Origin of the sequence: Streptomyces sp. NPDC002088 (assembly GCF_040296605.1) — a bacterium.
Taxonomy (GTDB): domain Bacteria; phylum Actinomycetota; class Actinomycetes; order Streptomycetales; family Streptomycetaceae; genus Streptomyces.
The window spans coordinates 161,228-186,761 of record NZ_JBEOXO010000016.1 but is presented as its reverse complement, the minus strand read 5'-3'; the positions used below and the strand labels follow the sequence as shown (position 1 = coordinate 186,761).

24 protein-coding genes and 3 pseudogenes are annotated in these 25,534 nt (G+C 71.4%); 9 read left to right on the top strand and 18 right to left on the bottom strand.

Annotated elements, in window-relative coordinates; translation table 11 throughout:
• Positions 1 to 65: 65 nt before the first annotated feature.
• The 3 genes from ABT114_RS30460 to ABT114_RS30450 form a co-directional block, all read right to left on the bottom strand.
• Complete coding sequence (locus ABT114_RS30460; RefSeq protein WP_351146093.1) at positions 66 to 1,223, bottom strand: ROK family transcriptional regulator; 1,158 nt, start codon at positions 1,221 to 1,223, stop codon at positions 66 to 68.
• A gap of 100 nt (positions 1,224 to 1,323) precedes the next feature.
• Positions 1,324 to 1,986: a response regulator transcription factor gene (locus ABT114_RS30455; protein WP_351146092.1), complete on the bottom strand. Its 663-nt coding sequence runs from the start codon at positions 1,984 to 1,986 to the stop codon at positions 1,324 to 1,326.
• Positions 1,987 to 2,000: 14 nt separating this feature from the next.
• A complete protein-coding gene (locus ABT114_RS30450; protein ID WP_351146091.1) occupies positions 2,001 to 3,161 on the bottom strand; it encodes a sensor histidine kinase in 1,161 nt (386 codons plus the stop codon).
• Between the two features lie 107 nt (positions 3,162 to 3,268).
• Here ABT114_RS30450 and ABT114_RS30445 point away from each other — a divergent pair, with 107 nt between their 5' ends.
• The 3 genes and pseudogenes from ABT114_RS30445 to ABT114_RS30435 all read left to right on the top strand — a co-directional run bounded on the left by ABT114_RS30445 (position 3,269) and on the right by ABT114_RS30435 (position 5,410).
• A complete protein-coding gene (locus ABT114_RS30445; RefSeq protein ID WP_351146089.1) occupies positions 3,269 to 4,189 on the top strand; it encodes an ATP-binding cassette domain-containing protein in 921 nt (306 codons plus the stop codon).
• A gap of 2 nt (positions 4,190 to 4,191) precedes the next feature.
• Positions 4,192 to 4,909, top strand: a pseudogene (locus ABT114_RS30440) (ABC-2 transporter permease).
• 57 nt (positions 4,910 to 4,966) lie between these two features.
• Positions 4,967 to 5,410, top strand: coding sequence for a hypothetical protein (locus ABT114_RS30435; RefSeq protein ID WP_351146088.1), 444 nt, complete (start codon positions 4,967 to 4,969; stop codon positions 5,408 to 5,410).
• Between the two features lie 28 nt (positions 5,411 to 5,438).
• On the opposite strand, the gene mug is transcribed toward ABT114_RS30435, so the two are convergent.
• The 11 genes from mug to ABT114_RS30380 all read right to left on the bottom strand — a co-directional run bounded on the left by mug (position 5,439) and on the right by ABT114_RS30380 (position 17,759).
• Entirely contained in the window at positions 5,439 to 5,936 is a 498-nt protein-coding gene (mug, locus tag ABT114_RS30430; protein WP_351146087.1) for a G/U mismatch-specific DNA glycosylase, read from the bottom strand.
• Between the two features lie 44 nt (positions 5,937 to 5,980).
• Positions 5,981 to 7,423 (bottom strand): adenylosuccinate lyase, encoded by a 1,443-nt coding sequence (gene purB / locus ABT114_RS30425; protein ID WP_351146086.1) that lies wholly within the window; start codon positions 7,421 to 7,423, stop codon positions 5,981 to 5,983.
• 95 nt (positions 7,424 to 7,518) lie between these two features.
• Positions 7,519 to 8,307, bottom strand: coding sequence for an SGNH/GDSL hydrolase family protein (locus ABT114_RS30420; protein ID WP_351146085.1), 789 nt, complete (start codon positions 8,305 to 8,307; stop codon positions 7,519 to 7,521).
• 73 nt (positions 8,308 to 8,380) lie between these two features.
• Positions 8,381 to 9,394 carry a hemolysin family protein gene (locus tag ABT114_RS30415; protein WP_351146084.1) on the bottom strand — a complete coding sequence of 338 codons (1,014 nt, stop codon included), beginning with the start codon at positions 9,392 to 9,394 and terminating at the stop codon, positions 8,381 to 8,383.
• Positions 9,391 to 10,728, bottom strand: coding sequence for a hemolysin family protein (locus tag ABT114_RS30410; protein WP_351146083.1), 1,338 nt, complete (start codon positions 10,726 to 10,728; stop codon positions 9,391 to 9,393). Before ABT114_RS30410 ends, ABT114_RS30415 begins: the two co-directional genes overlap by 4 nt.
• 163 nt (positions 10,729 to 10,891) lie before the next feature.
• On the bottom strand, positions 10,892 to 11,317 hold the full coding sequence (locus ABT114_RS30405) for a GNAT family N-acetyltransferase (RefSeq protein WP_351146082.1): 426 nt from the start codon (positions 11,315 to 11,317) through the stop codon (positions 10,892 to 10,894).
• A gap of 139 nt (positions 11,318 to 11,456) precedes the next feature.
• Positions 11,457 to 12,473 (bottom strand): MASE1 domain-containing protein, encoded by a 1,017-nt coding sequence (locus ABT114_RS30400; protein ID WP_351146081.1) that lies wholly within the window; start codon positions 12,471 to 12,473, stop codon positions 11,457 to 11,459.
• 173 nt (positions 12,474 to 12,646) lie between these two features.
• On the bottom strand, positions 12,647 to 13,981 hold the full coding sequence (locus tag ABT114_RS30395; RefSeq protein WP_351146080.1) for a PP2C family protein-serine/threonine phosphatase: 1,335 nt from the start codon (positions 13,979 to 13,981) through the stop codon (positions 12,647 to 12,649).
• Positions 13,981 to 14,106, bottom strand: a complete 126-nt coding sequence (locus ABT114_RS30390; protein ID WP_351146079.1) for a hypothetical protein — start codon at positions 14,104 to 14,106, stop codon at positions 13,981 to 13,983. Before ABT114_RS30390 ends, ABT114_RS30395 begins: the two co-directional genes overlap by 1 nt.
• A gap of 280 nt (positions 14,107 to 14,386) precedes the next feature.
• Complete coding sequence (locus ABT114_RS30385; protein ID WP_351146078.1) at positions 14,387 to 16,954, bottom strand: ABC transporter permease; 2,568 nt, start codon at positions 16,952 to 16,954, stop codon at positions 14,387 to 14,389.
• Between the two features lie 4 nt (positions 16,955 to 16,958).
• Positions 16,959 to 17,759 (bottom strand): ABC transporter ATP-binding protein, encoded by an 801-nt coding sequence (locus ABT114_RS30380; protein WP_351146076.1) that lies wholly within the window; start codon positions 17,757 to 17,759, stop codon positions 16,959 to 16,961.
• Positions 17,760 to 17,982: 223 nt separating this feature from the next.
• Here ABT114_RS30380 and ABT114_RS30375 point away from each other — a divergent pair, with 223 nt between their 5' ends.
• Both ABT114_RS30375 and ABT114_RS30370 read left to right on the top strand, forming a co-directional pair.
• Positions 17,983 to 18,222, top strand: coding sequence for a toxin-antitoxin system HicB family antitoxin (locus tag ABT114_RS30375; RefSeq protein WP_351146075.1), 240 nt, complete (start codon positions 17,983 to 17,985; stop codon positions 18,220 to 18,222).
• 4 nt (positions 18,223 to 18,226) lie between these two features.
• Complete coding sequence (locus tag ABT114_RS30370; RefSeq protein WP_351146074.1) at positions 18,227 to 18,601, top strand: fic family toxin-antitoxin system, toxin component; 375 nt, start codon at positions 18,227 to 18,229, stop codon at positions 18,599 to 18,601.
• Here ABT114_RS30370 and ABT114_RS30365 read toward each other — a convergent pair.
• Positions 18,596 to 19,300 carry a class I SAM-dependent methyltransferase gene (locus ABT114_RS30365; RefSeq protein WP_351146073.1) on the bottom strand — a complete coding sequence of 235 codons (705 nt, stop codon included), beginning with the start codon at positions 19,298 to 19,300 and terminating at the stop codon, positions 18,596 to 18,598. The genes ABT114_RS30370 and ABT114_RS30365 overlap by 6 nt on opposite strands.
• A 117-nt stretch (positions 19,301 to 19,417) precedes the next feature.
• On the opposite strand from ABT114_RS30365, the pseudogene ABT114_RS30360 reads away from it, so the two are divergent.
• From ABT114_RS30360 to ABT114_RS30350, 3 genes and pseudogenes are all read left to right on the top strand, one after another.
• Positions 19,418 to 19,564: pseudogene (locus ABT114_RS30360) on the top strand (LuxR C-terminal-related transcriptional regulator); the annotation flags it as partial.
• 283 nt (positions 19,565 to 19,847) lie between these two features.
• Entirely contained in the window at positions 19,848 to 20,516 is a 669-nt protein-coding gene (locus ABT114_RS30355; RefSeq protein WP_351146072.1) for a TOPRIM nucleotidyl transferase/hydrolase domain-containing protein, read from the top strand.
• 200 nt (positions 20,517 to 20,716) lie between these two features.
• Positions 20,717 to 20,959, top strand: a pseudogene (locus tag ABT114_RS30350) (DinB family protein); the annotation flags it as partial.
• Between the two features lie 18 nt (positions 20,960 to 20,977).
• Here ABT114_RS30350 and bioD read toward each other — a convergent pair.
• Genes bioD through bioB form a run of 3 tightly spaced genes read right to left on the bottom strand, consistent with a single transcriptional unit; the run spans position 20,978 to position 24,204 of the window.
• Positions 20,978 to 21,763 (bottom strand): dethiobiotin synthase, encoded by a 786-nt coding sequence (bioD, locus tag ABT114_RS30345; RefSeq protein WP_351146071.1) that lies wholly within the window; start codon positions 21,761 to 21,763, stop codon positions 20,978 to 20,980.
• Between the two features lies 1 nt (position 21,764).
• Positions 21,765 to 23,045, bottom strand: a complete 1,281-nt coding sequence (locus ABT114_RS30340) for an adenosylmethionine--8-amino-7-oxononanoate transaminase (RefSeq protein ID WP_351146070.1) — start codon at positions 23,043 to 23,045, stop codon at positions 21,765 to 21,767.
• A gap of 28 nt (positions 23,046 to 23,073) precedes the next feature.
• Positions 23,074 to 24,204 carry a biotin synthase BioB gene (gene bioB, locus ABT114_RS30335; protein WP_351146069.1) on the bottom strand — a complete coding sequence of 377 codons (1,131 nt, stop codon included), beginning with the start codon at positions 24,202 to 24,204 and terminating at the stop codon, positions 23,074 to 23,076.
• 147 nt (positions 24,205 to 24,351) lie between these two features.
• Here bioB and ABT114_RS30330 point away from each other — a divergent pair, with 147 nt between their 5' ends.
• Positions 24,352 to 25,479, top strand: coding sequence for an 8-amino-7-oxononanoate synthase (locus ABT114_RS30330; protein WP_351146068.1), 1,128 nt, complete (start codon positions 24,352 to 24,354; stop codon positions 25,477 to 25,479).
• Positions 25,480 to 25,534: the final 55 nt, after the last annotated feature.

The window sequence follows — 25,534 nt, the reverse complement described above, 5'->3', positions numbered from 1 at the left end:
CCGGAACTCCACCGGGGCGCGAGGCGTTTCTCCGACACCGCCGCCGCACCCCACGGGCAGCCCCCTCAGCGCCGCGCCGTCACCGTGCCCTCCACCGCGAACAACTGCTCCTCCACATGGTCGAGGGCCAGCCGCAGCGCACCCGTCGCCACGGCCGCCTCGCCGAGGAGGGACAGGGTCACCTTCGGCGGCCGCAGACAGTAGCGCGCCAGCTCGCGCCGCAGCGGCTCCAGTACCCCGTCCAGACCGGCCGCCCAGCCACCGACGACCACCAGCTCCGGGTCGAGCGCCAGAGCGAGCGCCGCGACGTCGTGGACGAGCCGCTGGATGAAGCGGTCGACGGCGGCCCTCGCCCGCTGGTCGCCCTCGCGTGCCTGCGCGAAGACCTTGGCGACCGCCTGCTCGTCGAGCGGATGCAGTGGCTCGTCCGTGGTCGACAGCAGCGTCTCCGGAGTGACCTCCCGGCCCAGCAGGTGTAGCGCGCCGATCTCGCCGGCCGCCCCGCCGTACCCCCGGTGCAGCCGCCCGCCGATCAGCGAACCGGCGCCCGGGCTCAGCCCGGCCAGCACGAACACGACGTCGTCCGACTCGGTGGCGGCGCCCTTCCAGTGTTCGGCGACGGCCGCGGCGTTGGCGTCGTTCTCCACCAGGACCGGGCACTTGAAGGAGCGGCTCAGCCGTTCGCCGAGGCGCAGCCCGGTCCACTCGGGCAGCGCGGTGCCCAGCCGCACGGTCCCGTCCGCCTCGACGATCCCGGGCGTCGCCACCCCCACCGCGCGCAGCGAGCTGCGTGGCACCCCTGCCCGGCGCAGGAGTTCGGCGACCGCCGTGCGCAGCCGCTCCAGGCGTTCGTCCGCCGAGGCCGTCTCCTCGACGTCCTTGGCCTGGGCACCGAGCAGCCGGCCGTCCAGGTCGGCGAGGAGCGCGGCGACACGGTGCGGCCCGATCTCCAGCCCCAGCAGATGACCGGCCTCGGCACGGAACCGGAACCGCCGCGCGGGCCGCCCCTGACGCCGCGCCGCGCCCTCCTCGGCGGCCTTCTCGACCACCAGACCGGCTTCGATGAGGTCCTCGACGACGCCCTCGACCGTCGGCCGGGACAGCCCGGTCACCCGGGTGATCTCCGTCAGAGTCGCGCAGTCCGTGGCACGCAGCGCGTGCAGCACCACCGCGGAATTGATCCTTCGCAGCAGCGAGGGATCCCCGCCGGTCAGCCGCCCCAACGTCCGTCCTCCCAGCTCGTGCGCGTGTTGGCCGGATCGTACTCGGCACGAAGGACCCCGGCGAGTTCCGGGGACATCGGACTCCGACGGGCGTACCCGCTCAGCTCGGCGCCACGAACCCCGACTCGTACGCCGCGATCACCGCCTGGGTGCGGTCCCGCGCCCCCAGTTTCGCCAGTACGGCGCTGACGTGCGACTTCACCGTCTCGGTGCCGACGATCAACTGGGCGGCGATCTCCCCGTTGGACAGCCCCCGGGCCATCAGCCGCAGCACCTCCGCCTCCCGCTCCGTCAGCCGGGCCCGCTCCAGCACCGCCCGCGCCTCCTTGTTCCCGCGGATGTCGCCGTACTCGGCGGCCAGCTGCCGCACCGACGCCGGGAAGAGCAGCGACTCGCCCTCGGCGACCAGCCGCACCGCGTGCACGATCTCGGCGGGCCGGGCCCGTTTCAGCAGGAACCCGTCGGCACCCGCGCGCAGCGCGTCGTACACGTACTCGTCGTTCTCGAACGTCGTCACCACGAGGATCTTCGGAGGCTTGTCGACCGTCCGCAACACCGCGCGCGTGGCTTCGATGCCGTCCAGCAGGGGCATCCGCACGTCCATGGCGACCACGTCCGGCCGCAGCTGCCGAACCAGCGGGATCACGGCCGCACCGTCCGCCGCCTCTCCGACCACCTCGATGTCGGGCTGTGCCTCCAACACGGCCCGCAGGCCTGCGCGTACGAGGGGTTCGTCGTCGACGAGGAGAACGGTGACCGGCATCCGGCCAGCCTAGGTCAGCGCAGCGGCAGCTCTACATGCACCTGCCAGTCACCCTCGTCGGGGCCGGTCCGGGCCCGGCCGCCGAGCAGGGCGGCACGCTCGCGTATACCGCGCAGGCCGCTGCCCCGGCCGGGCCCCGGTATGCCGGCGGTGAGCGGATTGCGGACCTCCAGTGCGAGGGCGCCGTCGGCGACTTCGACGCGGACCCGGACGGGGACCGTCCCCGCGTGGCGCAGCACGTTGGTCAGGGCTTCCTGGAGGATGCGGTAGCCCTCGCGGGAGACCGGGCCGGACACGGTGTCGAGGGGGCCGGTCAGTTCGGCGTCGACCTTCGCCCCGGAAGCACGCGCGGATTCCAGCAGACGGTCGGCATCGGTCAGCGTCGGGCGGCTGCTCACCGGCCGCTCCGACTCACGCAGGATGCCGAGCACGCGCTCCAGATCCTCGAGGGCGGCCCGGCCGGTGTCCTCGATGGCGCCGAGCGCCCGGTCGGTGAACGCCGGGTCCCCCGCGGCGCGGGCGGCACCCGCCTGGACCACCGCCACGGTCAGGGCGTGACCTATCGAGTCGTGCAGCTCCCGCGCGATCCGGTTGCGCTCCAGGAGCTGCTCGGTGCGCTCCTCCAGGGCGGCGAGCTGTTCGGCGGGTGAGGGGCCGAGGAGCTGCCCGGCCAGCCGGGTGATCAGCGCGCCCGAGGACACGACGACCGCGGCCAGCAGCACCAGCGGCAGGGGCGCGAGGAGGCCGTACCACCAGTGGTGGCCGTGGATGGGAAGCCAGCCGCCGCCGTCCGGGCTGCCGCCCCGGGCGGTCCGCACCAGGTTCTCGGTGGTGATGGGCAGTTGGACGGTGAGCATCGCGACCAGACCCCCCAGCGCGAGCCGGGCCTCCAGCCACAGCACGGTCCGGCCGCGGTCGGCCCACGTCGCCGACGGAGCGACGACGATCTCCGGGCCCTCGTCGGCGCGCCGGTCGACGAGCAGCAGTCGGGCCTGCAGCCCCTCCACGGTCCGCATCGCGGGAAGGAGCCCGGCCGGTGCGAGCAGGACGAAGGACAACCACCACCACTGGTCGACGAGGTACAGCAACATGGCCGGCCACACGACGGCGACGAACAGGTGCAGCCATCGTGTGTAGGTGACCGCCCGGGTGAACGGGCGCAGCAATCGGGCCATTCCGACATCGTGCCAGCCCCCACTGACAACGGACCTCCCCCGAGCGGGGGAGACGCTCTCCACGCAGGGGGGAGGAATCAACCCCCGGGAACGGCCAGGGTGTTGCCATGACCAGCATCGACGTACAGGACCTCACCAAGGACTTCGGGGACCGGCGCGCCGTGGACCACCTCACCTTCCGCGTGCGTCCCGGCCGCGTCACCGGCTTCCTCGGCCCGAACGGCGCGGGCAAGTCCACGACCATGCGGCTCGTGCTCGGCCTCGACCGGCCGACCTCGGGAACGGCCGCGATCGGCGGCCGCGCCTACCCGACGCTCACCGAACCCCTGCGCCACGTGGGCGCCCTGCTCGATGCACAGGCCGCGCACGGTTCCCGCACCGGCCGCGACCACCTGCGGGCCCTCGCCGCGAGCAACCGCATCCCCGTCCGCAGGGTCGACGAGGTGCTGGAGGAGACGGGGCTGACGCCCGCGGCACGGCGCCGGGTGAAGACGTACTCGCTGGGCATGCGACAGCGCCTCGGTATCGCCGCCGTCCTGCTCGGCGACCCCGAAGTCGTCCTGCTGGACGAGCCGTCGAACGGTCTGGACCCCGAGGGCATCGTCTGGATCCGCGGCCTGCTGCGCCGGCTCGCCGCGGAGGGACGCACGGTCCTCGTCTCCAGCCACCTCATGAACGAGACCGCTTCCTTCGCCGACCATCTCGTCGTCCTCGGACGCGGCCGACTGCTCGCCGACACCCCGATGCAGGACTTCATCGACGCGCGTGTGCAGCCCCGCGTGCGTATCCGCACGACGGATGCCGGCGCGCTCAAGAACGCGCTTGCCGCGCACGGTCACGAAGCCGTGGCACACGAGGACGGGCACTGGAGCGTGGAGCACGCGCGCGTGGACGACATCGGCCGCCTGGTGTCCGCCGCCGGCGTACCGATCCTCGAACTGGCCGCGGAGGAAGGCACGCTGGAGCAGGCCTACTTCGATCTGACGGCGACCGAAGCCGAGTTCACCGCACAGCCTCAGGGGTTCTGACCATGTCGTTCGCACCCGCGCTCCAGTCGGAGTGGATCAAGACTCGTACGCTGCGGTCGCTGGTCGGCGGCCTGTGCGCGATCGTCGTCGCGACCGTCGCCTTCTCCGCGCTCGCCGGACTCGACACCGAGGGCGACGACTTCGACCCGCTGTTCTCGGCCTTCTTCGGCGTCAGCTTCGGGCAGATCGCGGCGATCGCGTTCGGCACAACGGCCGTCTCCGGTGAGTTCCACGGCGGAGCGCTGCGGCTGTCGCTGGCGGCGGTGCCGCGCAGAGGCCGCTGGTTCGCGGCCAAGGCGACGGCGATCGGGTTGCCCGTGCTGGCCGTCGGACTGGTCACCGGGTTCGTGAGCCTGTTGGTGGGCCGGGCGGTCCTGGGGACGAAGGCCGACGGGCTGGGCCGAGGGGGTGCGCGGGGCGGTCGCCTGCGGTGTCTACCTGGCGCTGATGGCGCTGTTCGCGGCGGGACTCACGGCCCTGTTGCGCAGCGGAGTCGCCACCTTGAGCATCCTCGTCCCGTTCCTGCTCATCGTCTCCTTCGTCGTCGGCGACATGTCCGGCAACGTCGCGGACTTCCTGCCCGACCGGGCGGGGCAGGTGGCGCTCCACCAGACCTGGGACGGCAGCCTGGGACCGTGGACCGGCCTCGCGGTGACCACGCTGTGGGCGGCGGCTGCACTGCTGGCGGGGGCGTGGCGGCTGGGCCGCAGGGACGCCTGACCCCACCCGGCGCCTGATGCTCCGCCAATTGTCAGTGGTCGCGGTTTTACTGGAGTCATGAACATCGCGCGGTTCCTCGCCACCATCGACCTGCTGTGCACCCGGGACTTCCCCCCGGAGCACGGCAGGACGGACATCGGCACGGGCGGCCCCGGCTACGTCATAGCCGAGTTACAGACCAGCGGCGACTTCTGGGAGGACGACGGGACGGAGCGCGAGGAGACGGCAGCACAGTACGAGTTCGACCGGGACGGCCTCACCGAGCGGCTGACCGAGCGCTGGGCGGCACCGCAGATGTTCAGCCTGGCGAGCGTCCTCGACCGGGTCATGGACGACGAGGACATACCCGAGCCCTGGGCCTCGTTGAGCGGGCACGTACCGGACCTGCACCTGTGGCGGACGCCGGGAACGGAACGCTGGCTGGCCCTCGGCGTGTCCCAGTGGGACAAGGAACTCCCGTTCCAGCTCCTCGCCGTGGTCACGGACGTGGACCCGCCATGAACCGCCACGACTCGCCACGGCGGACCCGTCAGGCCTCCGCCGCCTCCCGCAGCCGCGCGAACTCCTCCGCCATCGTTGCCGCGGTCCAGTGCGCGTTGAGCCCGCTGGGATTTGGGAGCACCCACACACGCGTGTCCCCGATCACCCGCTCCTGGGCTCCCACCTGCGCCTTCCGGTCGTCGAACGCGGCGCGGTACGCGGTGACGCCCACGACCGCCAGCCAGCGCGGCCGCAGCCGCGTCACCTTCCCGGCCAGCAGCCGCCCGCCCTCGCGGTACTCCTCGGCGCTCAGCTCGTCGGCCCGCGCGGTCGCCCGCGCCACGACGTTCGTGATGCCGAGCCCGTGCGACAGCAACTCCCCCTGCTCCGCCGGCTTCATGAGCCTCGGTGTGAACCCGGACAGGTGCAGCACCGGCCAGAAACGGTTGCCGGGACGGGCGAAGTGGTGGCCCGTCGCCGCCGTCATCAGCCCGGGATTGATCCCGCAGAACAGCACACGGAGGCCGTCCGCGACCACATCGGGCACGAGGCGGTCGCGGGCGGCCTCCAGTTCCGCCTGGGTGAAGCGGGTCAGAGGATCGCTCCGGGGGTGTAGCCCGCGGCCTCCGGCCGCTGCTTCACGATCTCCTCGATGCGGCCCACGACGGTGCTCACCTGGGCGGCCGCCGCACCCGTGAAGGACAGCTTGTCCGCCATCAGCGCGTCGAGCTGCGCGCGGTCGAGCGGGATGCGTTCGTCGGTGGCCAGCTTGTCGAGCAGCTCGTTGCGCTCGGCGCCCTGCTCACGCATCGCCAGCGCCGAAGCGACCGCGTTCTCCTTGATCGCCTCGTGCGCGACCTCACGGCCGACACCGGCGCGCACGGCACCCATGAGCACCTTGGTGGTGGCGAGGAACGGCAGGTAGCGGTCGAGCTCACGCGCGACGACCGCCGGGAACGCGCCGAACTCGTCCAGCACCGTCAGGAAGGTCTCCAGCAGGCCGTCCAGCGCGAAGAACGCGTCCGGCAGCGCGACCCGGCGCACCACCGAGCAGGACACGTCGCCCTCGTTCCACTGGTCGCCCGCCAGCTCACCGGTCATCGAGGCGTAGCCGCGCAGGATCACCATCAGGCCGTTGACGCGCTCGCAGGAGCGGGTGTTCATCTTGTGCGGCATCGCGGACGAGCCGACCTGGCCGGGCTTGAAGCCCTCGGTCACCAGCTCGTGCCCGGCCATCAGCCGGATCGTCTTCGCCAGCGACGACGGCGCGGCCGCCAGCTGCACCAGCGCGGTGACGACCTCGTAATCCAGCGAGCGCGGGTAGACCTGGCCGACCGAGGTGAACGCCTGCGAGAAGCCGAGGTGTCCGGCGATCCGGTCCTCCAGCTCGGCGAGCTTCGCCGAGTCGCCGCCGAGCAGGTCCAGCATGTCCTGGGCGGTGCCGACCGGGCCCTTGATGCCGCGCAGCGGGTAGCGGCCGAGCAACTCCTCGACCCGGCCGTATGCGACGAGCAGCTCGTCCGCGGCCGTCGCGAAGCGCTTGCCGAGGGTGGTGGCCTGGGCGGCCACGTTGTGCGAGCGACCCGCCATGACCAGCTCGCCGTGCTCGGCGGCCAGCTTGCCCAGACGGGCGAGGACGGCCACCGTGCGGTCGCGCACCAGCTCCAGCGAGAGCCGGATCTGCAGCTGCTCGACGTTCTCCGTGAGGTCTCGGGACGTCATGCCCTTGTGCACGTGCTCGTGCCCGGCGAGGTCGTTGAACTCCTCGATCCGGGCCTTCACATCGTGCCGCGTGACCTTCTCACGTTCGGCGATGGAGGCCAGGTCGACGGTGTCGAGCACACGCTCGTAGTCGGTGATCGCCTCGTCCGGCACCTCGATCCCGAGGTCCTTCTGGGCCCGCAGCACGGCGAGCCAGAGCTGACGCTCCAGCTTCACCTTCTGCTCGGGCGACCAGAGCGTGGCGAGCTCGGCGGAGGCGTAGCGTCCGGCGAGGACGTTGGGGATGCGGGGCTTGGCGGGCGCTGAAGTCACGTGTACGGATTCTACTGGCGATTCGTGCAGGCCAGCGCCATGGGGGTGTTCGTCGGAACCTACAAGAGCGGCTCGGGCGGAGACGCTGCCCCCGCCTACGCCGCCGGTCCCTCGTACGGCAGCAGCTCGGGGCGCTTCGCCGGGAGACCGTCCCCGGAGGAGCGGCCCGTCAGGCGGCGGCCGATCCATGGCAGCAGGTACTGCCGGGTGAAGCGCACGTCCGCCACCCGCCGGTCGACCCAGCCCGGAGGGGCGGTGGCCGGTATCGGGGTCCGCCACTCCGTGTCCTCGGGTTCGTGGCCGAGCTGCTGCCACACGGCCTCCGCGACCCGGCGGTGGCCCTCGGCCGTCAGATGCAGTCGGTCCACGTCCCACAGCCGCGGATCGCCGAGCGAGGGCGCCCCGTACAGGTCGACGACCATCGCGCCGTGCCGCGCGGCGAGCTCGTCGACGCAGGCGAACAGTTCCTCCATGCGTGGCCGGAACCGCTCCAGGACCGGCCCCTGCCGGCCCGGGCTGCGCATCAGCACGAGCTGCTTGCACGCCGGGGCGAGCTGCTCCACGGCCTCCGTCAGCAGCCCCCGCACCCGGCCCATGTCGCACTTGGGGCGCAGGGTGTCGTTGAGGCCGCCGACCAGGGTGATCACATCGGCGCCCATCGCGGCCGCCACAGGCACCTGCTCGTCGACGATCTGGCCGATCAGCTTGCCGCGCACCGCGAGGTTGGCGTACCGGAAGCCGGGCGTGCGGGCGGCCATCCGGGCCGAGAGGAGGTCGGCCCAGCCCCGGTAGGAGCCGTCGGGCAGCAGGTCCGACATGCCCTCGGTGAAGGAGTCGCCGACCGCGACCAGGCTGGTGTACAGGGGAGTGGAATTCGTCTGCATGGCGTCAGAGATGGTATCCCGCGTCCATACCCGTCGGTCGGTCGGCCTCTCCTCGGCCCCTTCCCGGCCGGGCTCAGGCCCGCTGCCCGAACAGCTCCCGCAGCACGTCCTCCATGGTCACCAGGCCCGCCAGCCGCCCGTCGTCACCGAGCACGGCCGCCAGATGCGTACGGCTGCCCCGCATCGCCGTGAGCACGTCGTCCAGCGGTGTGTTCTCCCGCACGCGCGCGATGGGCCGCATGTCCCGCAGCCGGAACGGCATGTCCCGGGGCGAGGCGTCCAGCGCGTCCTTCACGTGCAGGTAGCCGTCGATCCGCCGTCCCTCGTCGACGACGGGGAAGCGGGAGAACCCGGACTCGGCCGCCAGCCGCTCCAGCTCCTCCGGAGTGACACCCACGCGCGCGTAGACGACGCGTTCCAGCGGGAGGACGACGTCGCGCACGGGCCTGCGGCCCAGTTTCAGGGCGTCGTGCAGGCGCTCCTGCGCGCGGTCGTCGATGAGGCCCGCCTCGCCGGCGTCCTTGACGATCTGGGCGAGTTCGGCGTCCGAGAAGGTCGCGGCGACCTCGTTCTTCGTCTCGATGCGCAGCAGCTTCAGCAGGCCGTTCGCGAAGGCGTTGATCGCGAAGATCACCGGGCGCAGCGCGCGCGACAGCGTCACCAGCGGCGGGCCGAGCAGCAGCGCGCTGCGCACCGGCTCCGCGAGCGCGATGTTCTTGGGCACCATCTCGCCCAGCAGCATGTGCAGGTACGTCGCCAGGGTCAGCGCGATCACGAAGGACACCGCGTGCCCCGCGCTCGTCGGCACGCCCAGCGCGTGGAACACCGGCTCCAGCAGGTGCGCGATCGCGGGCTCGGCGACCACACCGAGGACCAGGGTGCACAGGGTGATGCCGAGCTGCGCGGCCGCCATCAGCGCGGACACATGCTCCAGACCCCACAGCACGCTCTTGGCCCGCCGGTCGCCCTGCTCGGCGTAGGGCTCGATCTGGCTGCGGCGCACGGAGATCAGCGCGAACTCGGCGCCCACGAAGAAGGCGTTGACCACGAGGGTCGTGAAACCGATCAGCAGCTGTACGACGGTCATCGGTACGCCTCCTTCTCGTCGTCCTCGTCCTCGAAGGGAGCGTGCAGCAGCACGCGCGCTGCCCTGCGCCCGGACGCGTCCACCACGTCCAGGCGCCATCCGGCCATCTCCACGCGGTCGCCGACCTCCGGTATACGGCCGAGTTCCGTGGCCACGAGACCGGCCAGCGTCTCGTACGGGCCCTCGGGCACCCGCAGGCCGACGCGCGCGAGCTGGTCGGTGCGGGCCGCGCCGTCCGCCGAGTAGACGGCGCGACCGTCCTCGTCGGTGCCGGCCGAAGCCAGATCGGGGGTCTCGTGCGGATCGTGCTCGTCACGGACCTCGCCGACGACCTCCTCGACGATGTCCTCCAGGGTCACGACGCCCGCCGTGCCGCCGTACTCGTCGATGACCACGGCCATGGTGCGCTTGCCGCCCAGCCGCTCCAGGAGCCGGTCCACGGTCAGCGACTCCGGCACGAGCAGCGGCTCGCGCATGATCTCGGAGACGGGCACGCGGGGCCGGCGCTCCGCGGGCACCGACAGCGCGTCCTTGATGTGCGCGCTGCCGACCACCGAGTCCAGGCTGCCCCGGTAGACCGGGAACCGGGACAGGCCCGTCGCCCGGGTCGCGTTCGCGACGTCCTCGCAGGTCGCCTGGACGTCGAGGGCGAAGACCTGCACGCGCGGTGTCATCACGTTCTCCGCGGTGAGGTCGGCGAGGTTCAGGGTGCGCACGAACAGCTCGGCGGTGTCCGCCTCCAGGGCGCCCTGCCTGGCGGAGTGCCGGGCGAGAGCCGCCAGCTCCTGGGGGCCGCGCGCGGAGGCCAGCTCCTCGGCCGGCTCGATGCCGAAGCGGCGCACCACGCGGTTCGCCGTGTTGTTCAGATGGCTGATGAACGGCCGGAAGGCGGCACTGAACCAGCGCTGCGCGTTGCCCACGCGCTTGGCCACGGCCAGCGGAGAGGAGATCGCCCAGTTCTTGGGGACCAGCTCGCCGACGACCATCAGGACCACCGTGGACAGGGCCGTGCCCAGGACCAGCGCGACCGAACTCGCCGCCGAGGGCGAGATGCCGAGGGACTCCAGTGGGCCCGCGAGCAGCTTGGCGACCGACGGTTCGGCGAGCATGCCGACCACCAGGTTGGTGACGGTGATGCCGAGCTGGGCTCCGGAGAGCTGGAAGGTCAGGTTCCGTACGGCCTTGAGGGCGCCCGACGCGCCGCGCTCGCCGCGTTCCACGGCACGCTCCAGCTCGCCGCGCTCGACCGTGGTCAGGGAGAACTCGGCAGCGACGAAGGCGCCGCAGGCGACGGACAGCAGGATCGCCACCAGCAGGAGGAGCACTTCGGTCATCGGGTCACCTCCGTCCCATGGTCCGGCAGGGCAGAGGGGATCGCGCGATGTCGCGTACTGGGAGGCTCGCCCATGGGCGGACGCTCACACCTTTCATTGGAGGACCGGATTGGTCCCCCAATGGTAAAAGATGAGCAAAGGGATTCCTGTGGGTGGGGTGCGCTCAGTCGGTGAGGGGCTTCACCCAGCGCCGCCAGCGCTCCTCGCGATGGTAACCACCCGCAGCCCATGTGTGGTGTGCCCGTTCGTTGGATTCCAGGACCATGGCGTCGACGCGTCGTCCGCCCAGGGCGAGGAAGCGTTGTTCTGCCGCTTCCATCAGGGCGGTGGCGATACCTTGCCGGCGGCAGTCGGGGTGTACGGCCAGTCGGTAGGCGGAGCATCGCCATCCGTCGAAGCCGGCTATCACGGTTCCCGTGAGGAGGCCGTCGCGCTCTGCCAGGAGCAGGGCTTCGGGGTCTGTCGCGATGAGCCGGGCCACTCCGTCGTGGTCGTCGCTGATGCTCGTTCCTTCCGCGGCTTCGCGCCAGAACTGCAACACGGTGTCGATGTCCGTGAGGGTGGCCCGGCGGATGTGAAGATCACTCATGGGACGAGCCAAGCAGAGCGCCGGCCAGGCTGGCGAACGATTTCCGTGCGGAGGAATCGAATCGAGATAGGGGTGGGCTCGGTTCAGGGTTTCAGCGAGCCGCGAGCGCGCCGGCCGCCACACCCCGGGGGTCGACCGATCACGCCGGTCTCCTGGTCCGCCCGCCGTGCTCTTCCTGCTCGCCCCGACCGTCGGGGAGTATCGGGTGGTGGCCACCGGCGGCGATCCTGGCCACCATCTCGGCGAGCAGCCTGCAGGCTCGCGCGATCTCCCTCTGGTTCTGATTGCGCTCGCTGACGGCTGCCCCGACCAGTAGCGCGGTCAGCGAGGCAGGACCGTTGAACGCCTGCAGGGTGATCATGGTGGTGAGCAGGTCGTGCCCGGCGAACGGGCCCGTTTTCTCGGCAGCGGCAATGATGGCAAAGGTCGACACGGCCAGGGCGCAGGGTGCGGCCCCGGCCAGCTGGAAGCGGAAGGCCGCCCAGATCAGCAGCGGGAAGCCCAGGAACAGGAGCGGCGCGGTGCCGGTCCCGAGGAAACCGACGCAGACAGTGGCTGCCAGAAGCAGCAGTGCCTCAACCCAACGGGACGGCGGAGCCTTCTTCGGCCACCGAGCGGAACGGAGAACAAGCAGGACCGGCGTCACCAGCAATATGCCCATCGCGTCGCCGGTCCACCAGACCGACCACGCCGGCCAGAATGCGCTGGCGCTCAGCGCACCGGCGAGGGCCAGGGCCCCGCTGCCTATCGTCGCGCTGACCAGCATCCCGGTGAACGCACCGAGAAAGATCAGGGCAAGCGCATCCGGCAAACGGTCCAATTCCGTACGGAACCCCGTGCGGCGAAGCAGGACGTACGAGCAGACGGGCGCGAGGGTATTTCCCGACGCGATCGCGAGCACGGCCGGAATCGATGGCCCGAGCGAGACATTGACCAGGAACGCGCCCAGTGCGATCCCGGGCCAGACCTGCGGGCCGCGGAGGAGCAGACTCGCCAGGGCGATACCGGTCGGTGGCCACAGCGGGGTGACCTGGCCGCGCACCAGCTGCTGGATGAGTCCCACCCTGGCCGAGCCGTAATACAGCGCGGCAACGGCACAGATCTCCAGGGCAGCCAAGCCGCCGTGTCGGAGCCGTTCATGCCGCGCGACAGTCATTGGGCGACCTCCGCATCGACATCGCCCCGAGGTCCATCATCCGTCGGATCCCTCGGATCCTCCACGGCATCGTTGAGCTGGACGTTCGGCTCCGGATCACAGAGCTGGGCTGCGCCCCGCAGCCCGATGGGAGGCCGACCGGCCGGGCAGCCGTCACAGGGGAGCCTCGGGGGTCAGGCCCGCGGGGTGCGCAGGGCGAGGATGGCCATGTCGTCGTGCCCGTCGCTGGGGTGGTGATCGGCCAGTGCTTGAACAAACTCCTGCAGGGGCAGGGCGGCATACACGGTGGCGAGAGCGGTGAGCTGGTCGAGACTCTCATCGATGGGATGCTCAGGATGTTCGATCAGCCCGTCCGTGAAGAAGACCACGGTGGAGTCCGGGGGCAGGAAGCGGGAGTGGTCGGGGCGGGGCTGCTCGGGGTCGACCCCGAGCGGCAGCCCGGGCTCGGCGAACAGGTATTCCGCTCGGAGCTCAGGGGTGATCAGCAGGGGTGGGACGTGGCCCGCGGTGCTCCAGCGGAGTCGCCAACCCGGCCCCTCCGGTGCGATGCGAGCCAGGGTAGTGGTGATGACAGGATTGGTCGTGACAGCCTGCAGGGTGCGGTCGAGCCGGGTCAGGACCGCCCCGGGCGGATTGCCCCGGTCGAACAGCAGAGCGCGCAGCATGTTACGGGTGGAGGCCATGGCGGCCGCGGCCTGTAGATCATGGCCGACCACGTCACCGATGACGACCGCCACCACGTTGTCGGGCAGTGGGATGGCGTCGTACCAGTCTCCGCCGAGTTGACTGGGCTCGGCAGCGGGCCGGTAGATGGCGGCGGCCGTGAAAGGCCGCAGGTCGGGCAGCGTCGGCAACAGAAGCCGCTGGAACTGCTCGGCTCCGTGGCGAACCCGTTCAAACAGGCGGACGTTCTCGATCGCGATGCCGGCGGCACTGGCCAGGGCAAGGACGACGCTCTCGTCGTGGACGTCGAAGGGCTGTCCATCGCGGCGCTCGGAGAGGTACAGGTCACCGTAGATCTCCCCGCGGACGCTGATGGCGACGCCGAGCAAGGTACGCAAGTGCGGGTGGCCGGGCGGGAACCCGGCGGACGACGGGTGGGTCGAGATGTTGTCGACCCGCAAGGGTTCGGGGTGGCGGATCAGGTGCCCGAGGACACCCAGACCGCGAGGCAAGCCGGTCTCGGCCAGATCAGCGCGTTCCTGTTCGGACAGACCGGCGGCGATGAACTGCTCCAGGCGCTCTCCGGATTCGTTGAGTACGCCCATTGCCCCGTAGCGGGCACCGACCAAGTCCATGGCAGTGGTCACGATACGGTGCAGCACCGCAGGCAACTCCACCTCCCGGCTGATGGCCACTACCGCATCCAGCAGTCCCTGCAGTCGGTCCATGGCGGCCAGCAGGGCGCGCAATTGCTCGTCGATCCTGCCCAACTCGGCACGCAGGCGCAGGTGCAGGTCGGGAATGCGCGGCTGGCCAGGTTGTTTCCCTTCCTCGTTGCCTGCCATCACGAGCGCTCGGTGGCCGGATGCTCGGTCTCGTCAGGGGTGTTGATCTTCCGCGCCGGCATCGTCGGGTCCGCACGCAGGGCAGGATGGATCCGCTCATACAGCCCGTCGCCTGGGCGGTACATTCCGGCCTCCTGACACGACCCTGATCAATCGGGACCACAGCGTGGCACGGTCGAACAGGCCAAACGGTCATTACTCCGAAAGCGGCATGCCACCGGCCAACCTGAGTGGCTCCCAGGACGGCGCCCCCGGACCGGGACGCACGTCGGAGTCCGCGTCGCAGGTCAGTCACGTGATGGTCACGGCACGGGCGGCAGACCGCGACAGGAAATTCCACCATCCGGACAGTCACCCTTCTGGGCCCGTCCCTGGCTCCTCTCCGGTACCTCGCGCCCGCCCCCGTCACTCGTGCGCGATGGCCGCCAGCACGTTCATCCGTGACGCGCGCAGCGCCGGAAGCAGCGCCGCCACCACGCCGACCACCGCCGAGCCGATCACGACCGCGACGATCGTGCCCCACGGGATCGCGAGCGCCTTCATGCCCTGCAGCGCCAGCACCCGCTGCGTGCACACACCCCATACCAGCCCCAGCGCGATCCCCAGCACCGCGCCGAACACCGCGATCACCACCGACTCCAGCCGGATCATCCGGCGCAGCTGCCGCCGGGCCAGCCCGATGGCGCGCAGCAGTCCGATCTCCCGGGTGCGCTCCACGACCGACAGGGCGAGGGTGTTGACCACGCCGAGCACCGCGATGACGATCGCGAGCCCGAGCAGCGCGTACACGAGGTAGAGCAGTACGGCGATCTGGTCGTGGACCAGCTTCTTGTAGTCGGCCTGGTCGCGCACCTGCACCTGCGGATACGGGTCGAGCGTCTTCTCCAGGCGGGGCCGCAGCTGGTCGGCGCCCGTGCCGGGGGCCGCGTTCACGTACAGCGCGGAGTCCTGGCCGCCGGGGACGTACTTCTCGACCGTCCCGATGCCGAAGAACAGCCCGCCCTGCATTCCGAACCCGTCGCCGGAGTCCTGGTCGGTGAGGGCGCCGACCTTCAACTCGGTCTTCCGGCCGCCCGGGAACTCGACCGGGAGCACACTGCCGAGCCGTACGCCGTGGTCCTTGGCGAAGTCGGCGTCCATGCCCATGCTGCCGTCCGCGAGGGCCGCCGCCGAGTCGCCCTCGGCGTACGTCACATGGGCGACGTCGTCCACCTGGCCGTCGTATCCGGCCGCGGTCGTCTCGATCCGCTTGCCGTCCGGCAGCCGTACCGCGAGCGGCGCGAACCGCTGGCGTACGACGAGCCCGACGCCCTCGGTGCCGCGCACCTTGTCCGTGACCTCCTGCGAGAACGGCATGAAGTTGCTGTTCTGGATCACGAAGTCGGCGCCCAGCGTCTTGTCGATCTGCTGGTCGAAGGACTTGGACATGGAGGCGCTGGCCACCGACATCCCGCCGACCAACGCAAGGCCCACCATGAGGGCGGAAGCCGTGGCGCCCGTACGGCGGGGGTTGCGCAGGGCGTTGCGCTGGCTCATCCGGCCGATCGAGCCGAACAGCGCGGGGAAGGCCGCGCCGAGCACCCGGATCACCGGGCGCACCAGGAGCGGGCCCGCGATCACGGTCGCGATGAGCGTGAGGACGACGCCCAGGCCGAGCAGGGAGGCGGCCGAAGCCGTCTTGGTCGCCGACGCACACCCCGCCAGAGCGGCCACGCCGACTGCTCCGACGACCGAGCCCACCACCGCGCGCACCTTGAGCGGCCGCCCCACCCCGGAGACGTCGGCGTCCGCGAGGGCCGCCATCGGCGACACCCGCGCCGCGCGCCGGGCAGGGAGATAGGCCGCCACGAAGGTGACGCCGACGCCGACGACGTACGCCGACACCGGGGTGGCCCAGCCGACGACCATCTCCGTGGTCTTCAGGTTCATGCCGAACGCGCGCATGAGCTTGATCAGTCCGGCCGCGAGCCCGATCCCGGCCGCCAGGCCCAGCGTCGAGCCGACCAGGCCGAGCAGCACCGCCTCGGTGAGCACGGACCGTCGCACCTGCCGCCGGTCGGCACCGAGGGCGCGCAGCAGGCCGAGTTCGCGGGTGCGTTGGGCGATCAGCATCGAGAAGGTGTTGACGATCAGGAACACCCCGACCAGGACCGCGATCCCGGCGAAGCCGAGCATCACGTACTTGATGACGTCCAGGAATCCGCCCAGGTCGGCGGCGGCGGACTTGGCCTGCTCCCCGGCGGTCCGCACCTCGTAGGTGCCGTCCCCGATCGTGGCGCTGACACGGTGCTTGAGCTCGGCGTCGCTCACGCCCTGCGCCGCGTCCACCGAGATGCCGGTCGCGCGGTCGGCGGAGCCCAGCAGCTTGGCGGCGGCGATCTCGGGGTCGAGGAAGACGAGGGCCGCGCCCGGGTTGGTGGTGGTGAAGGTGGCGATGCCGACGATCTCGACCTTGAAGGTGCCGGGCTGGGCCATCACGGTGAGCGTGTCGCCGATCTTCACATGCTTCTTTTCGGCGGTGTCCGCGTCGAGGAGGGCCTCGCCGGCGCCGCGCGGGGCGTGGCCGGAGGTCAGCTTCACCGGGCTGCGATCGGTGAGGTACCAGTCACCGGCGATGGTGGGGGCGCCCGTGGTCGGTCCGACCGACTCGTTCTTGCTGTCGACGACCGTGATGTTCTCGACGCCCACGTCGGGGTGGGCCGACGCGACGCCGTCGACCCCGGCCACCTGGCCCGCGAGCGCGGCGGGCAGCGTCTGGACCGCGCCGGTCGGTACGGACGACTTGAGGTCCTGCTTCGGCTCGATCGTCACGTCGGCGGAGGTGGACGCGAACAGCCGGTCGAAGGTGCGGGTGACCGTGTCGGAGAAGATCAGGCTGCCCGCGACGAACGCGACGGACAGCATGACCGCCAGTGCGGACAGCAGCAGCCGCCCCTTGTGCGCGAGGAAGCTCCGCAGCGTCGCCTTGAGCACCGGCTCAGTCCTCCTTGCCGGAGGTCTGCGGGGTTCCTCCGGTGAAGAGGCGCATGCGTTCGAGTACGGCCTCCGCCGTCGGCCGCTCCATCTCGTCCACGATCCGTCCATCCGCGAGGAACAGCACCAGGTCGGAGTGGGCGGCGGCGCCGGGGTCGTGGGTGACCATGACGACCGTCTGGCCGAGGTCGTCGACGGCCTCGCGCAGGAAGCCGAGCACCTCGAGACCCGCGCGCGAGTCGAGGTTGCCGGTCGGCTCGTCGGCGAAGATCAGCTCGGGGCGGGAGGCGAGCGCGCGGGCACACGCCACGCGCTGCTGCTGGCCGCCGGAGAGCTGGGACGGCCGGTGCCCCAGCCGGTCGCGCAGCCCGAGCGTGTCGATGACCTGGTCCAGCCACACCTGATCGGGCTTCTGACCCGCGATGTCCATGGGCAGGGTGATGTTCTCGGCCGCGTTCAGAGTCGGGATGAGGTTGAACGACTGGAACATGAAGCCGATCCGGTCCCGGCGCAGCCGGGTCAGCTCGCGGTCCTTGAGCCCCGTGATCTGGGTGTCGCCGAGCCACACCTCTCCGGCCGAAACGGTGTCGAGCCCCGCCAGGCAGTGCATCATCGTGGACTTCCCCGAACCCGAGGGCCCCATGACCGCGGTGAAGCGGCCGCGCGCGATGTCCACGTCGACCGAGTCCAGGGCGAGCACCGTCGTCTCGCCCGAGCCGTATGCCTTGGTCAGACCGCGGGCGCGAGCCGCGATCCCGTCGGCCGGGGCCCGGTCCGGGGCGTACTCCGCAGCAGGTGTGGACAAGGCTGCCTCCTCGCTTGCGTGGACGTGTCGACTCCCTCGTCCCGGCCGAGGGTAGTGTGACCGGGCCCACACCCGGTATCCCCCCTGGGGCCGAGGCCGTCTCCGCCCCAGGTCGGGCCCCTGATACCGGTGTAAGGGGCATGCTCCACCCGGGGGAGGAGGCTCAGGGACTCCGGTGAGGGGGCTCTTGCCGGTGCTAGCACTCCGGCGCTAGCGTCGAGGTATGGCGAAGACCCAGCTGAACGTACGCGTCGACGAGGGCACCGCCCGCGCGGCCCGCGAACGCGCCCTGGCCCGCGGCATGAGCGTCAACCGCTACATCGAGGAACTGGTCAGACAGGACACCGGCGAGGCGGGCCACACGTTCGTGGAGGCCGCCGCCGACTTCATGAAGCAGTACGAGACCGTCTTCGCCGAGGAGTTCGGTACGGACGGCGAGAGCCCGCGCGAAGGTCGCCGCTGATCCGTTGAGCAATCTCAGGATCGACCTGGCCTGGCTCCTCATGCTCGCCGAACAGAAGACACCTGGAGACCCCCAGGTCACCGACTGGGGAGCCCTCGTCGCCGCCGTCGCACGCCACGAGGCCGACATATTCGACGTCCCTGTCTACGACACTCCGCATGCGCGGGCGGCCGCACTGCTCCAACTCCTGATCCACGTCCCGGCGTTGGAGCGCACCAACGCGCTGTTCGCGTCCGCGGTCGCCTACGGCTACCTCGTCGCCAGCGGCCTCAAGGTCGTCACCTCGCCCGAGCAGGTGCGCGATCTGGCCCGCCTGGTGAAGAGCGGCGCGGCCTCGGTCGACGACATCGCGCGTGAGCTGCGGCAATGGACGCTATGAAGCCCGCGTCTCGCTGACCGCCTCGGGGCGCCACGCCGTGCCCAGCACACAGTACGAGGTGGGCAGGCTGGGCCCCTTCTCCGGTATCGACAGGCTCCGGTAGGGGCCGAGTTCGAACCCGGCGTCGCGCAACGCGGCGACCGGATCCCGGGCCAGGTGGCAGCCGCCGTTCAGGTACGGCCACACCGTACGGTCCAGCGCGCGCTGGGTGAGGGCCATCGCCCGCCCGCCGCCCCTGCCGTGCTCGAAGAACCGCACCTCCCCGCCTCGCCGCAGCACCCGCCGCACCTCGGCGAGGGCCCGCGGCACATCGCGCACGCTGCACAGCACCAGGGAGAGCACGACCGCGTCGAAGGCCTCGCTCTTGACCGGCAGCGCCTCCGCCGCCCCCGGGACGACATCCACGGGAACCTCGCAGCGCAGCGCCGCCTCGACCGCCGACTGCCGCAGCAGACGCTCGGGTTCGATCGCGACGACCTCGGCGACCGTACGCGGATAGCGGGCGAAGTTCAGGCCGTTGCCCGCGCCGATCTCGATCACCCGCCCCGACAGCCCGGCGAGCAACCGGTCGCGTACGCCGCCCATGCCGAACCTGGTCTCGGCGGCGACGCTCACCCGGGCGTAGTAGCGGGCGAACAGTGGATGGTGGACGGGATCCCGAGCCGTCTGGCCGGAGCGGATGAAGGACCGTGCGGACATGGCGACCTCCTGGACAGGACGGGGCCTACGGTGATTGTCCCCCGTAAGGCCCCGCCGCACCCGCGCCTGCGTCCCTCGGCGCCCGGACGCCTACGCGATGAAGTCCCGCACCTGCTCGAGATCGCCGGCCGTCTGGCGCTCAGCCCGCGCACGATCGACCACCATTTGCGGGGCGTCTTCACCCGCCTGGGCATCCGCTCCCGCATCGAACTGGTACGGCTTCTCGGCCCTGTAGTCCCGGCTCGGGCACCAGGGAGCAAGTAACCGGCCGGTAGCTTTCAGGGCTTCGTGGCGGCGGTCTTCTTCGGCCGGCGGGGGACCGTGCTCGACGGGTCGAGACCCGCGCGTAGCCGATGAGCATGTGTGCCGGAATCCACCGGCCGTACCGTTCACCGACGTTGATTTCCGATGCGAGTTGTCGACACTGCCCACCTGCGGGTTCCTGGGTGCGGGGACGCGTGTCGGCAGACGGCAGCGCGCCCGGCGAAGTACTGCGTGCGAGGGGCTCGTTGCGGCCTGCCCAGCCGCGGCTGACAGACTAGGGCCTGTGGATGCGATAACGCGGTTCCGTCTGGCGGTCATGGAGTGGGCAGCCGGCGGTGCGGGGGCTCCAGCAGCCGCCGCGGCCGCACACGAACTGGCTGCCGGCAACGCTTTGCGCACGGCCGTACTCGTGGAAGGGGTCAGCGACCAGGTCGCGCTCGAAGCGCTGGCTGCCCGTCACCGCCGTGCCCTCGGTGCGGAGGGCATCGCCGTCATCCCGCTCGGAGGTGCGACCAACATCGGCAGATTCCTGAATCTGCTGGGCCCTCAGGGGCTCGACATCGGACTGGCGGGCCTGTGTGACGCCGGAGAGGAAGGCCACTTTTCGCGCGCCCTGGAGCGAGCAGGCCTCGGCTGCGACCTCGCTCGCGCCGACATGGAGCCGCTCGGTTTCTACGTGTGCGTCGCCGACCTGGAAGAGGAGCTGATCCGCTCTCTCGGGGCCGCCTCCGTGCAACAGGTCGTCGACGCCCAAGGCGACCTGCGGGCATTCCGTATCTTCCAGAAACAGCCCGCCCAGCGGGAGCGGAACGTCGAGCAGCAGCTGCGGCGCTTCATGGGTACCATCAGCGGCCGGAAGAGCCAGTACGCACGATCGCTCATCGATGACCTGGACCTCACTCAGGTACCACGGCCGCTGGACCGCCTCCTCGCGCATGTATCCGTGAGCTGACCCGCTGTCGCCGGGAACGCTGCACCGCGGTGTCTTCCTGTCGTGCTCCGGCCGCACCCCGTGTTTCCGTGCTGCACAGCTTCGGTGGCGAGAAAATGAGCCGCGCCCCGTGAGGTGAGTCGTCAGCTTCCCGCTGAACGCAGCGAGTACGAGCCGCGACGGCGACGCAAGACAGGCATGGACACCGAGGGTGTGCGGACCGACCGTTGGGGCCGGGCGAGTGGGTGCTCGATCAGGGCGAACCGCTGATCCCGGCAAACGAGTACGCCGAGGTCGCCCGGCAGGCCGCCGGCGGCATGACAGTCGCCAAGACCGCCGACGACTGGAGCGTGAGCGTCGAGCGGGTCGAGCAGATCCTCGACCACACCGGCCCGCCGGAGCCCGACCGGTCGCCGGTCACCACCATCGCGTGGCGGCTGGGGCACCTGCACTCCTGCTTCGCGACCTCTGGCGGGCCCGCTTCACCACTCCCGGGTAGGCCCGGGCGTGCCGCGACGGTGTTCGACGGCGCTCTTCGATCCACATGCCGGCCAGGGAGCCTCCCGCACCCGGAACGCCTCCGCGTCCCACGTCCCGTCCAGCCGTGGCGCCAGCCAACCCGGCGCCATGGAACGGAAGTCGGCGGGAGCGAGCGACCCGGCGCCGGTGGGCAGTGCCCCGAGCAGCGGCGCACCGGCCACGAGCGGCAGATCCGCCAGGTTGCAACGCGACGCCAGATCGGGGGAGTCCGGCCAGCTGCCGATCACCACGCCCAGCAACTCGACCTCGCGTGATTGCAGTTCACGTGCCGTCAGCTCCGTCGTGTTCAGCGTGCCCAGGCCCGCCGAGGCCACCACCAGTACCGGCGCCCGAAGCAGCCGGGCCGCGTCCGCCAGGGTTCCGCCCGCCGCGTCGAACCGCACGAGCAGCCCGCCCGCACCCTCGACCAGCACCAGGTCGTGCTCCGTGGCCAGCTTCTGCGCCGCCTCCGCCACGTCGTGCGGATGCACCGGCGTCCGTCCGGCCCGCCGCGCCGCCGTCGCCGGCGCCAACGGGTCGGGATACCGGGCGAGTTCGGTCGCCGTCACCGCACCGGCCAGCCGCGCCACCTCATCGGCGTCGCCCGGCTCGTCCGGCCGTACGCCCGTCTGCGCGGCCTTCAGCACGGCCACCGAGCGGCCGGCCGCGACCGCCGCGGCGGCGATCGCCGCCGTCGCGACGGTCTTGCCGACCTCCGTGCCCGTGCCCGTGATCACCAGTACCGGCATGTCATCCCTCCCGCGCCGCGGCGCACACCGCGCGCGCGATCCGTGCCACGTCCGCGTCGCCCGTGACGTACGGCGGCATCGTGTAGACAAGGTCGCGGAACGGCCGCAGCCACACGCCCTCGCGCACCGCGGCCCGGGTGGCCGCCGCCATGTCCACCGGGTGGTCGAGCTGGACGACGCCGATGGCGCCGAGGACGCGGACGTCCTTCACCCCGGGCAGCGCGGAAGCCGGCTCCAGCCCCTCCCGCAGCCCCGCCTCGATCCGCTCGACCTCCGCCCGCCAGTCCTGGCCGAGCAGCAGTTCGATCGAGGCGCAGGCCACGGCCGCCGCCAGCGGGTTGCCCATGAACGTGGGACCGTGCGCGAGCACCGGCACCTCGCCCCGCGAGATCCCGTCGGCCACCCGCGCGGTGCACAACGTCGCCGCCATGGTCATATAACCGCCGGTCAGCGCCTTGCCCACGCACATCACATCCGGCGTCACCGCCGCGTGCTCCGCCGCGAACAACGCGCCCGTCCGACCGAAACCGGTCGCGATCTCGTCGAACACCAGCAGCACGTCGTGCGCGTCGCACGCCTCGCGCAGCACCCTCAGATAGGCGGGGGAGTGGAACCGCATCCCACCCGCGCCCTGCACCACCGGCTCGACGACCACCGCGGCCAGTTCGCCCGCGTGCTGCTCGATCGCCGCGCGCAACCGGTCGGCGTAGGCCTCGTCGTACTCCGCCGGCGGCGCGTCCGTGAACACCTGGCGCGGCAGCACCCCGGCCCACAGCTCGTGCATCCCGCCCTCGGGGTCGCACACCGACATCGGCTGCCAGGTGTCGCCGTGGTAGCCGCCGCGCCAGGTCAGCAGCCGTTGTTTCTCGGGGCGGCCCAGCGAACGCCAGTACTGCAGGCACATCTTGACCGCGACCTCGACCGACACCGACCCGGAGTCGGCGAGGAAGACGTGCTCCAGGCCGGCCGGCGTGATGTCGACGAGGAGTTTCGCCAGCCGCACGGCGGGCTCGTGCGTGAGCCCGCCGAACATCACGTGGCTCATGCGCGACAGCTGCTCGTGCGCTGCCTCGTTCAGCACCGGGTGGTTGTAGCCGTGGATCGCGGACCACCAGGACGACATACCGTCCACCAGCTCGCCCGAGCCGTCCGCCAGGGTCAGCCGCACCCCGCTCGCCGACTTCACGACCAGCGGCTCCTGACGGCCCGGCATCGGGCCGTACGGATGCCAGACATGCCGCCGGTCGAGGTCCAGCAGCTCGGGCACGCTCAGAGCAGGCATCGGATCAGGCCTCAGGGCAGGCTTCGGGTCAGGCATTGGGCGCGAGATCAGTACCGGCGCCTCGGCGGCGTACCGCGACGAGGTCCGTACGGGCCTCGTTGACCTGCGGGGCGGAGGCGGAACCGCAGACACTGTCGCCCCCGTGGCAGCCGCCCGCCCGGTGCTCGGGCAGCGTCACCTGGTCGGCGCCCTCCACCTCGAAACCGGCGTCCGCGATCATCTCCAGGTCGGCCTTGCCCGCCTGGCCCTCGCTGGTGAGGTAGTCCCCGAGGAAGATCGAGTTGGCCAGGTGCAGGGCGAGCGGCTGCATCGTACGGAGATGGACCTCGCGGCCGCCCGCGATGCGCACCTCGACGTCCGGGCAGACGAACCGCACCATCGCCAGGATCCGCAGACAGCGCTGCGGGGTGAGGTTCCACTCCTTGGCCAGCGGCGTGCCCTCGAACGGGATCAGGAAGTTCACCGGAACGGAGTCCGGGTCCAGCTCGCGCAGTGAGAAGACCACGTCCACCAGGTCCTCGTCGCTCTCGCCCATGCCGGCGATCAGCCCCGAGCAGGCCGACAGGCCCGCCGCGTGCGCCTTCTGCACGGTGTCGACGCGGTCGGCGTAGGTGTGCGTGGTCGTGATGTCCGCGTACGTCCCCTCGGAGGTGTTGAGGTTGTGGTTGTACGCGTCCGCGCCCGCCTCGCGCAGCCGTTCCGCCTGGCCGTCGGAGAGCAGGCCGAGGCAGGCACACACCTCGACGCCCTCGTTCTGGTCCTTGATCGCCTTGATGGTGTCCGAGACCCGGTCCACGTCCCGGTCGGTCGGACCGCGGCCACTGGCCACCAGACAGACCCGCTTGGCACCCCCGGCGAGACCGGCCGCAGCGGCCTGGGACGCCTCGTCCGGCTTGAGCCAGGTGTACTTCAGGATCCCGGCCTCGGAGCCGAGCCGCTGAGAGCAGTAGGAGCAGTCCTCGGGGCACAGTCCGGACTTCAAGTTGACGAGATAGTTGAGTTTCACCCGTCGGCCGAACCACTGCCGGCGCACCTTGCCGGCCGCGGCCACCACATCGAGCAGATCGTCGTCGGAGGTGGCGAGTACGGCGAGTGCTTCCTCGCGGCTCGGCAGCTCGCGCCGAAGCCCCTTGTCCACCAGCGTGTTCAGCAGGTCCATGAGAGCCGATCCTGTCCTAAGGACGTGCCCCGGGCCAAGGAGAGTTCGTACAACAGAGGCACTTCGTGGTGTGTGGATTGCCACATCCTGGCCCACTGGTCATCCCGCTAGGGTCTGTCCACTGCCTACAAATTCCCCGGAGGATCCATGGCGTTCGGTTGGATCGACGAGCAGGCGGAACTGCGCCGCCACGCCGGGCTCGTACGGACGCTGCGCCCGCGCCCCGCCGACTCGCCGCTCCTCGACCTCGCGAGCAACGACTACCTGGGCCTGGCCCGCCACCCCGAGGTCGCCGAGGGCGCGGCCCGGGCGGCGCGGACCTGGGGCGGCGGCGCGACCGGCTCCCGGCTCGTCACCGGCACCACCGAGCTGCACGCCGAGCTCGAACGGGAGCTGGCCGCCTTCTGCGGCTTCGAGGCGGCCCTGGTCTTCTCCTCCGGCTACGCGGCCAACCTCGCGGCGGTCACCGCGCTGGCCCCGCACGGCTCGCTGATCGTCTCCGACGCGGGCAACCACGCCTCGCTGATCGACGGCTGCCGGCTGGCCCGCGGCACCACACAGGTCGTCGCACACGCCGAACCGGACGCCGTGCGCAAGGCGCTCCAGGCACACGACGGGCCCGCCGTCGCCGTCTCCGACACGGTCTTCTCGGTCGACGGCGACGCCGCCCCGCTGACCGGACTCGCGCGGGCATGCCGGGAGCGCGGCGCCGGGCTGGTCCTCGACGATGCCCACGGCCTTGGCGTGCTGGGCGACGGCGGCCGTGGCGCCCCCCACACGGCGGGGCTCGCGGGCGCCGACGACGTCGTCGTGACGGTCACCCTGTCCAAGTCGCTGGGCAGCCAGGGCGGGGCGGTGCTCGGTCCCGTCCGGGTGATCGACCACCTGGTCAACGCGGCCCGGACGTTCATCTTCGACACGGGCCTCGCCCCCGCGGCGGCGGGCGCGGCCCTGTCGGCCCTGCGGCTGCTGCGCCGCGAGCCGGAGCGGGCGGCGCGGGCCCGCACGGTGGCGGGCGAGCTGCACGCACGCCTGACCGCCGCGGGTCTGGAGGCGGTACGTCCGGACGCCGCGGTCGTCTCCGTGCGGGCGCCGTCCCCGGAGGGGGCCGTGCGGTGGGCGGCCGACTGCCGGGCGGCGGGTGTGGCCGTGGGCTGCTTCCGTCCTCCTTCCGTGCCCGACGGCATCTCCCGGCTGCGACTGACCGCCCGCGCGGACCTCTCCGAGGCCCAGGTCGAACGAGCGGTACGGGTGATCGGCGAGACACGACCATGAGCCGGCGTGACACGACCATGAGTCGGCGTGACACGGCCGTGTGTCGCACGATTCG

Coding starts and splice junctions, on each gene's coding strand:
- ABT114_RS30390 (WP_351146079.1), bottom strand. CDS start 14,106: ATGTACCGCCCAGGCGACGGGCTGTATGAGCGGATCCATCCTGCCCTG.
- ABT114_RS30410 (WP_351146083.1), bottom strand. CDS start 10,728: ATGACCGAAGTGCTCCTCCTGCTGGTGGCGATCCTGCTGTCCGTCGCC.
- ABT114_RS30330 (WP_351146068.1), top strand. CDS start 24,352: ATGGCGTTCGGTTGGATCGACGAGCAGGCGGAACTGCGCCGCCACGCC.
- ABT114_RS30435 (WP_351146088.1), top strand. CDS start 4,967: ATGAACATCGCGCGGTTCCTCGCCACCATCGACCTGCTGTGCACCCGG.
- ABT114_RS30405 (WP_351146082.1), bottom strand. CDS start 11,317: ATGAGTGATCTTCACATCCGCCGGGCCACCCTCACGGACATCGACACC.
- ABT114_RS30450 (WP_351146091.1), bottom strand. CDS start 3,161: ATGGCCCGATTGCTGCGCCCGTTCACCCGGGCGGTCACCTACACACGA.
- bioB (WP_351146069.1), bottom strand. CDS start 24,204: ATGGACCTGCTGAACACGCTGGTGGACAAGGGGCTTCGGCGCGAGCTG.
- ABT114_RS30340 (WP_351146070.1), bottom strand. CDS start 23,045: ATGCCTGCTCTGAGCGTGCCCGAGCTGCTGGACCTCGACCGGCGGCAT.
- bioD (WP_351146071.1), bottom strand. CDS start 21,763: ATGCCGGTACTGGTGATCACGGGCACGGGCACGGAGGTCGGCAAGACC.
- ABT114_RS30420 (WP_351146085.1), bottom strand. CDS start 8,307: ATGCAGACGAATTCCACTCCCCTGTACACCAGCCTGGTCGCGGTCGGC.
- ABT114_RS30455 (WP_351146092.1), bottom strand. CDS start 1,986: ATGCCGGTCACCGTTCTCCTCGTCGACGACGAACCCCTCGTACGCGCA.
- ABT114_RS30400 (WP_351146081.1), bottom strand. CDS start 12,473: ATGACTGTCGCGCGGCATGAACGGCTCCGACACGGCGGCTTGGCTGCC.
- ABT114_RS30445 (WP_351146089.1), top strand. CDS start 3,269: ATGACCAGCATCGACGTACAGGACCTCACCAAGGACTTCGGGGACCGG.
- ABT114_RS30375 (WP_351146075.1), top strand. CDS start 17,983: ATGGCGAAGACCCAGCTGAACGTACGCGTCGACGAGGGCACCGCCCGC.
- ABT114_RS30415 (WP_351146084.1), bottom strand. CDS start 9,394: ATGACCGTCGTACAGCTGCTGATCGGTTTCACGACCCTCGTGGTCAAC.
- ABT114_RS30395 (WP_351146080.1), bottom strand. CDS start 13,981: ATGGCAGGCAACGAGGAAGGGAAACAACCTGGCCAGCCGCGCATTCCC.
- ABT114_RS30365 (WP_351146073.1), bottom strand. CDS start 19,300: ATGTCCGCACGGTCCTTCATCCGCTCCGGCCAGACGGCTCGGGATCCC.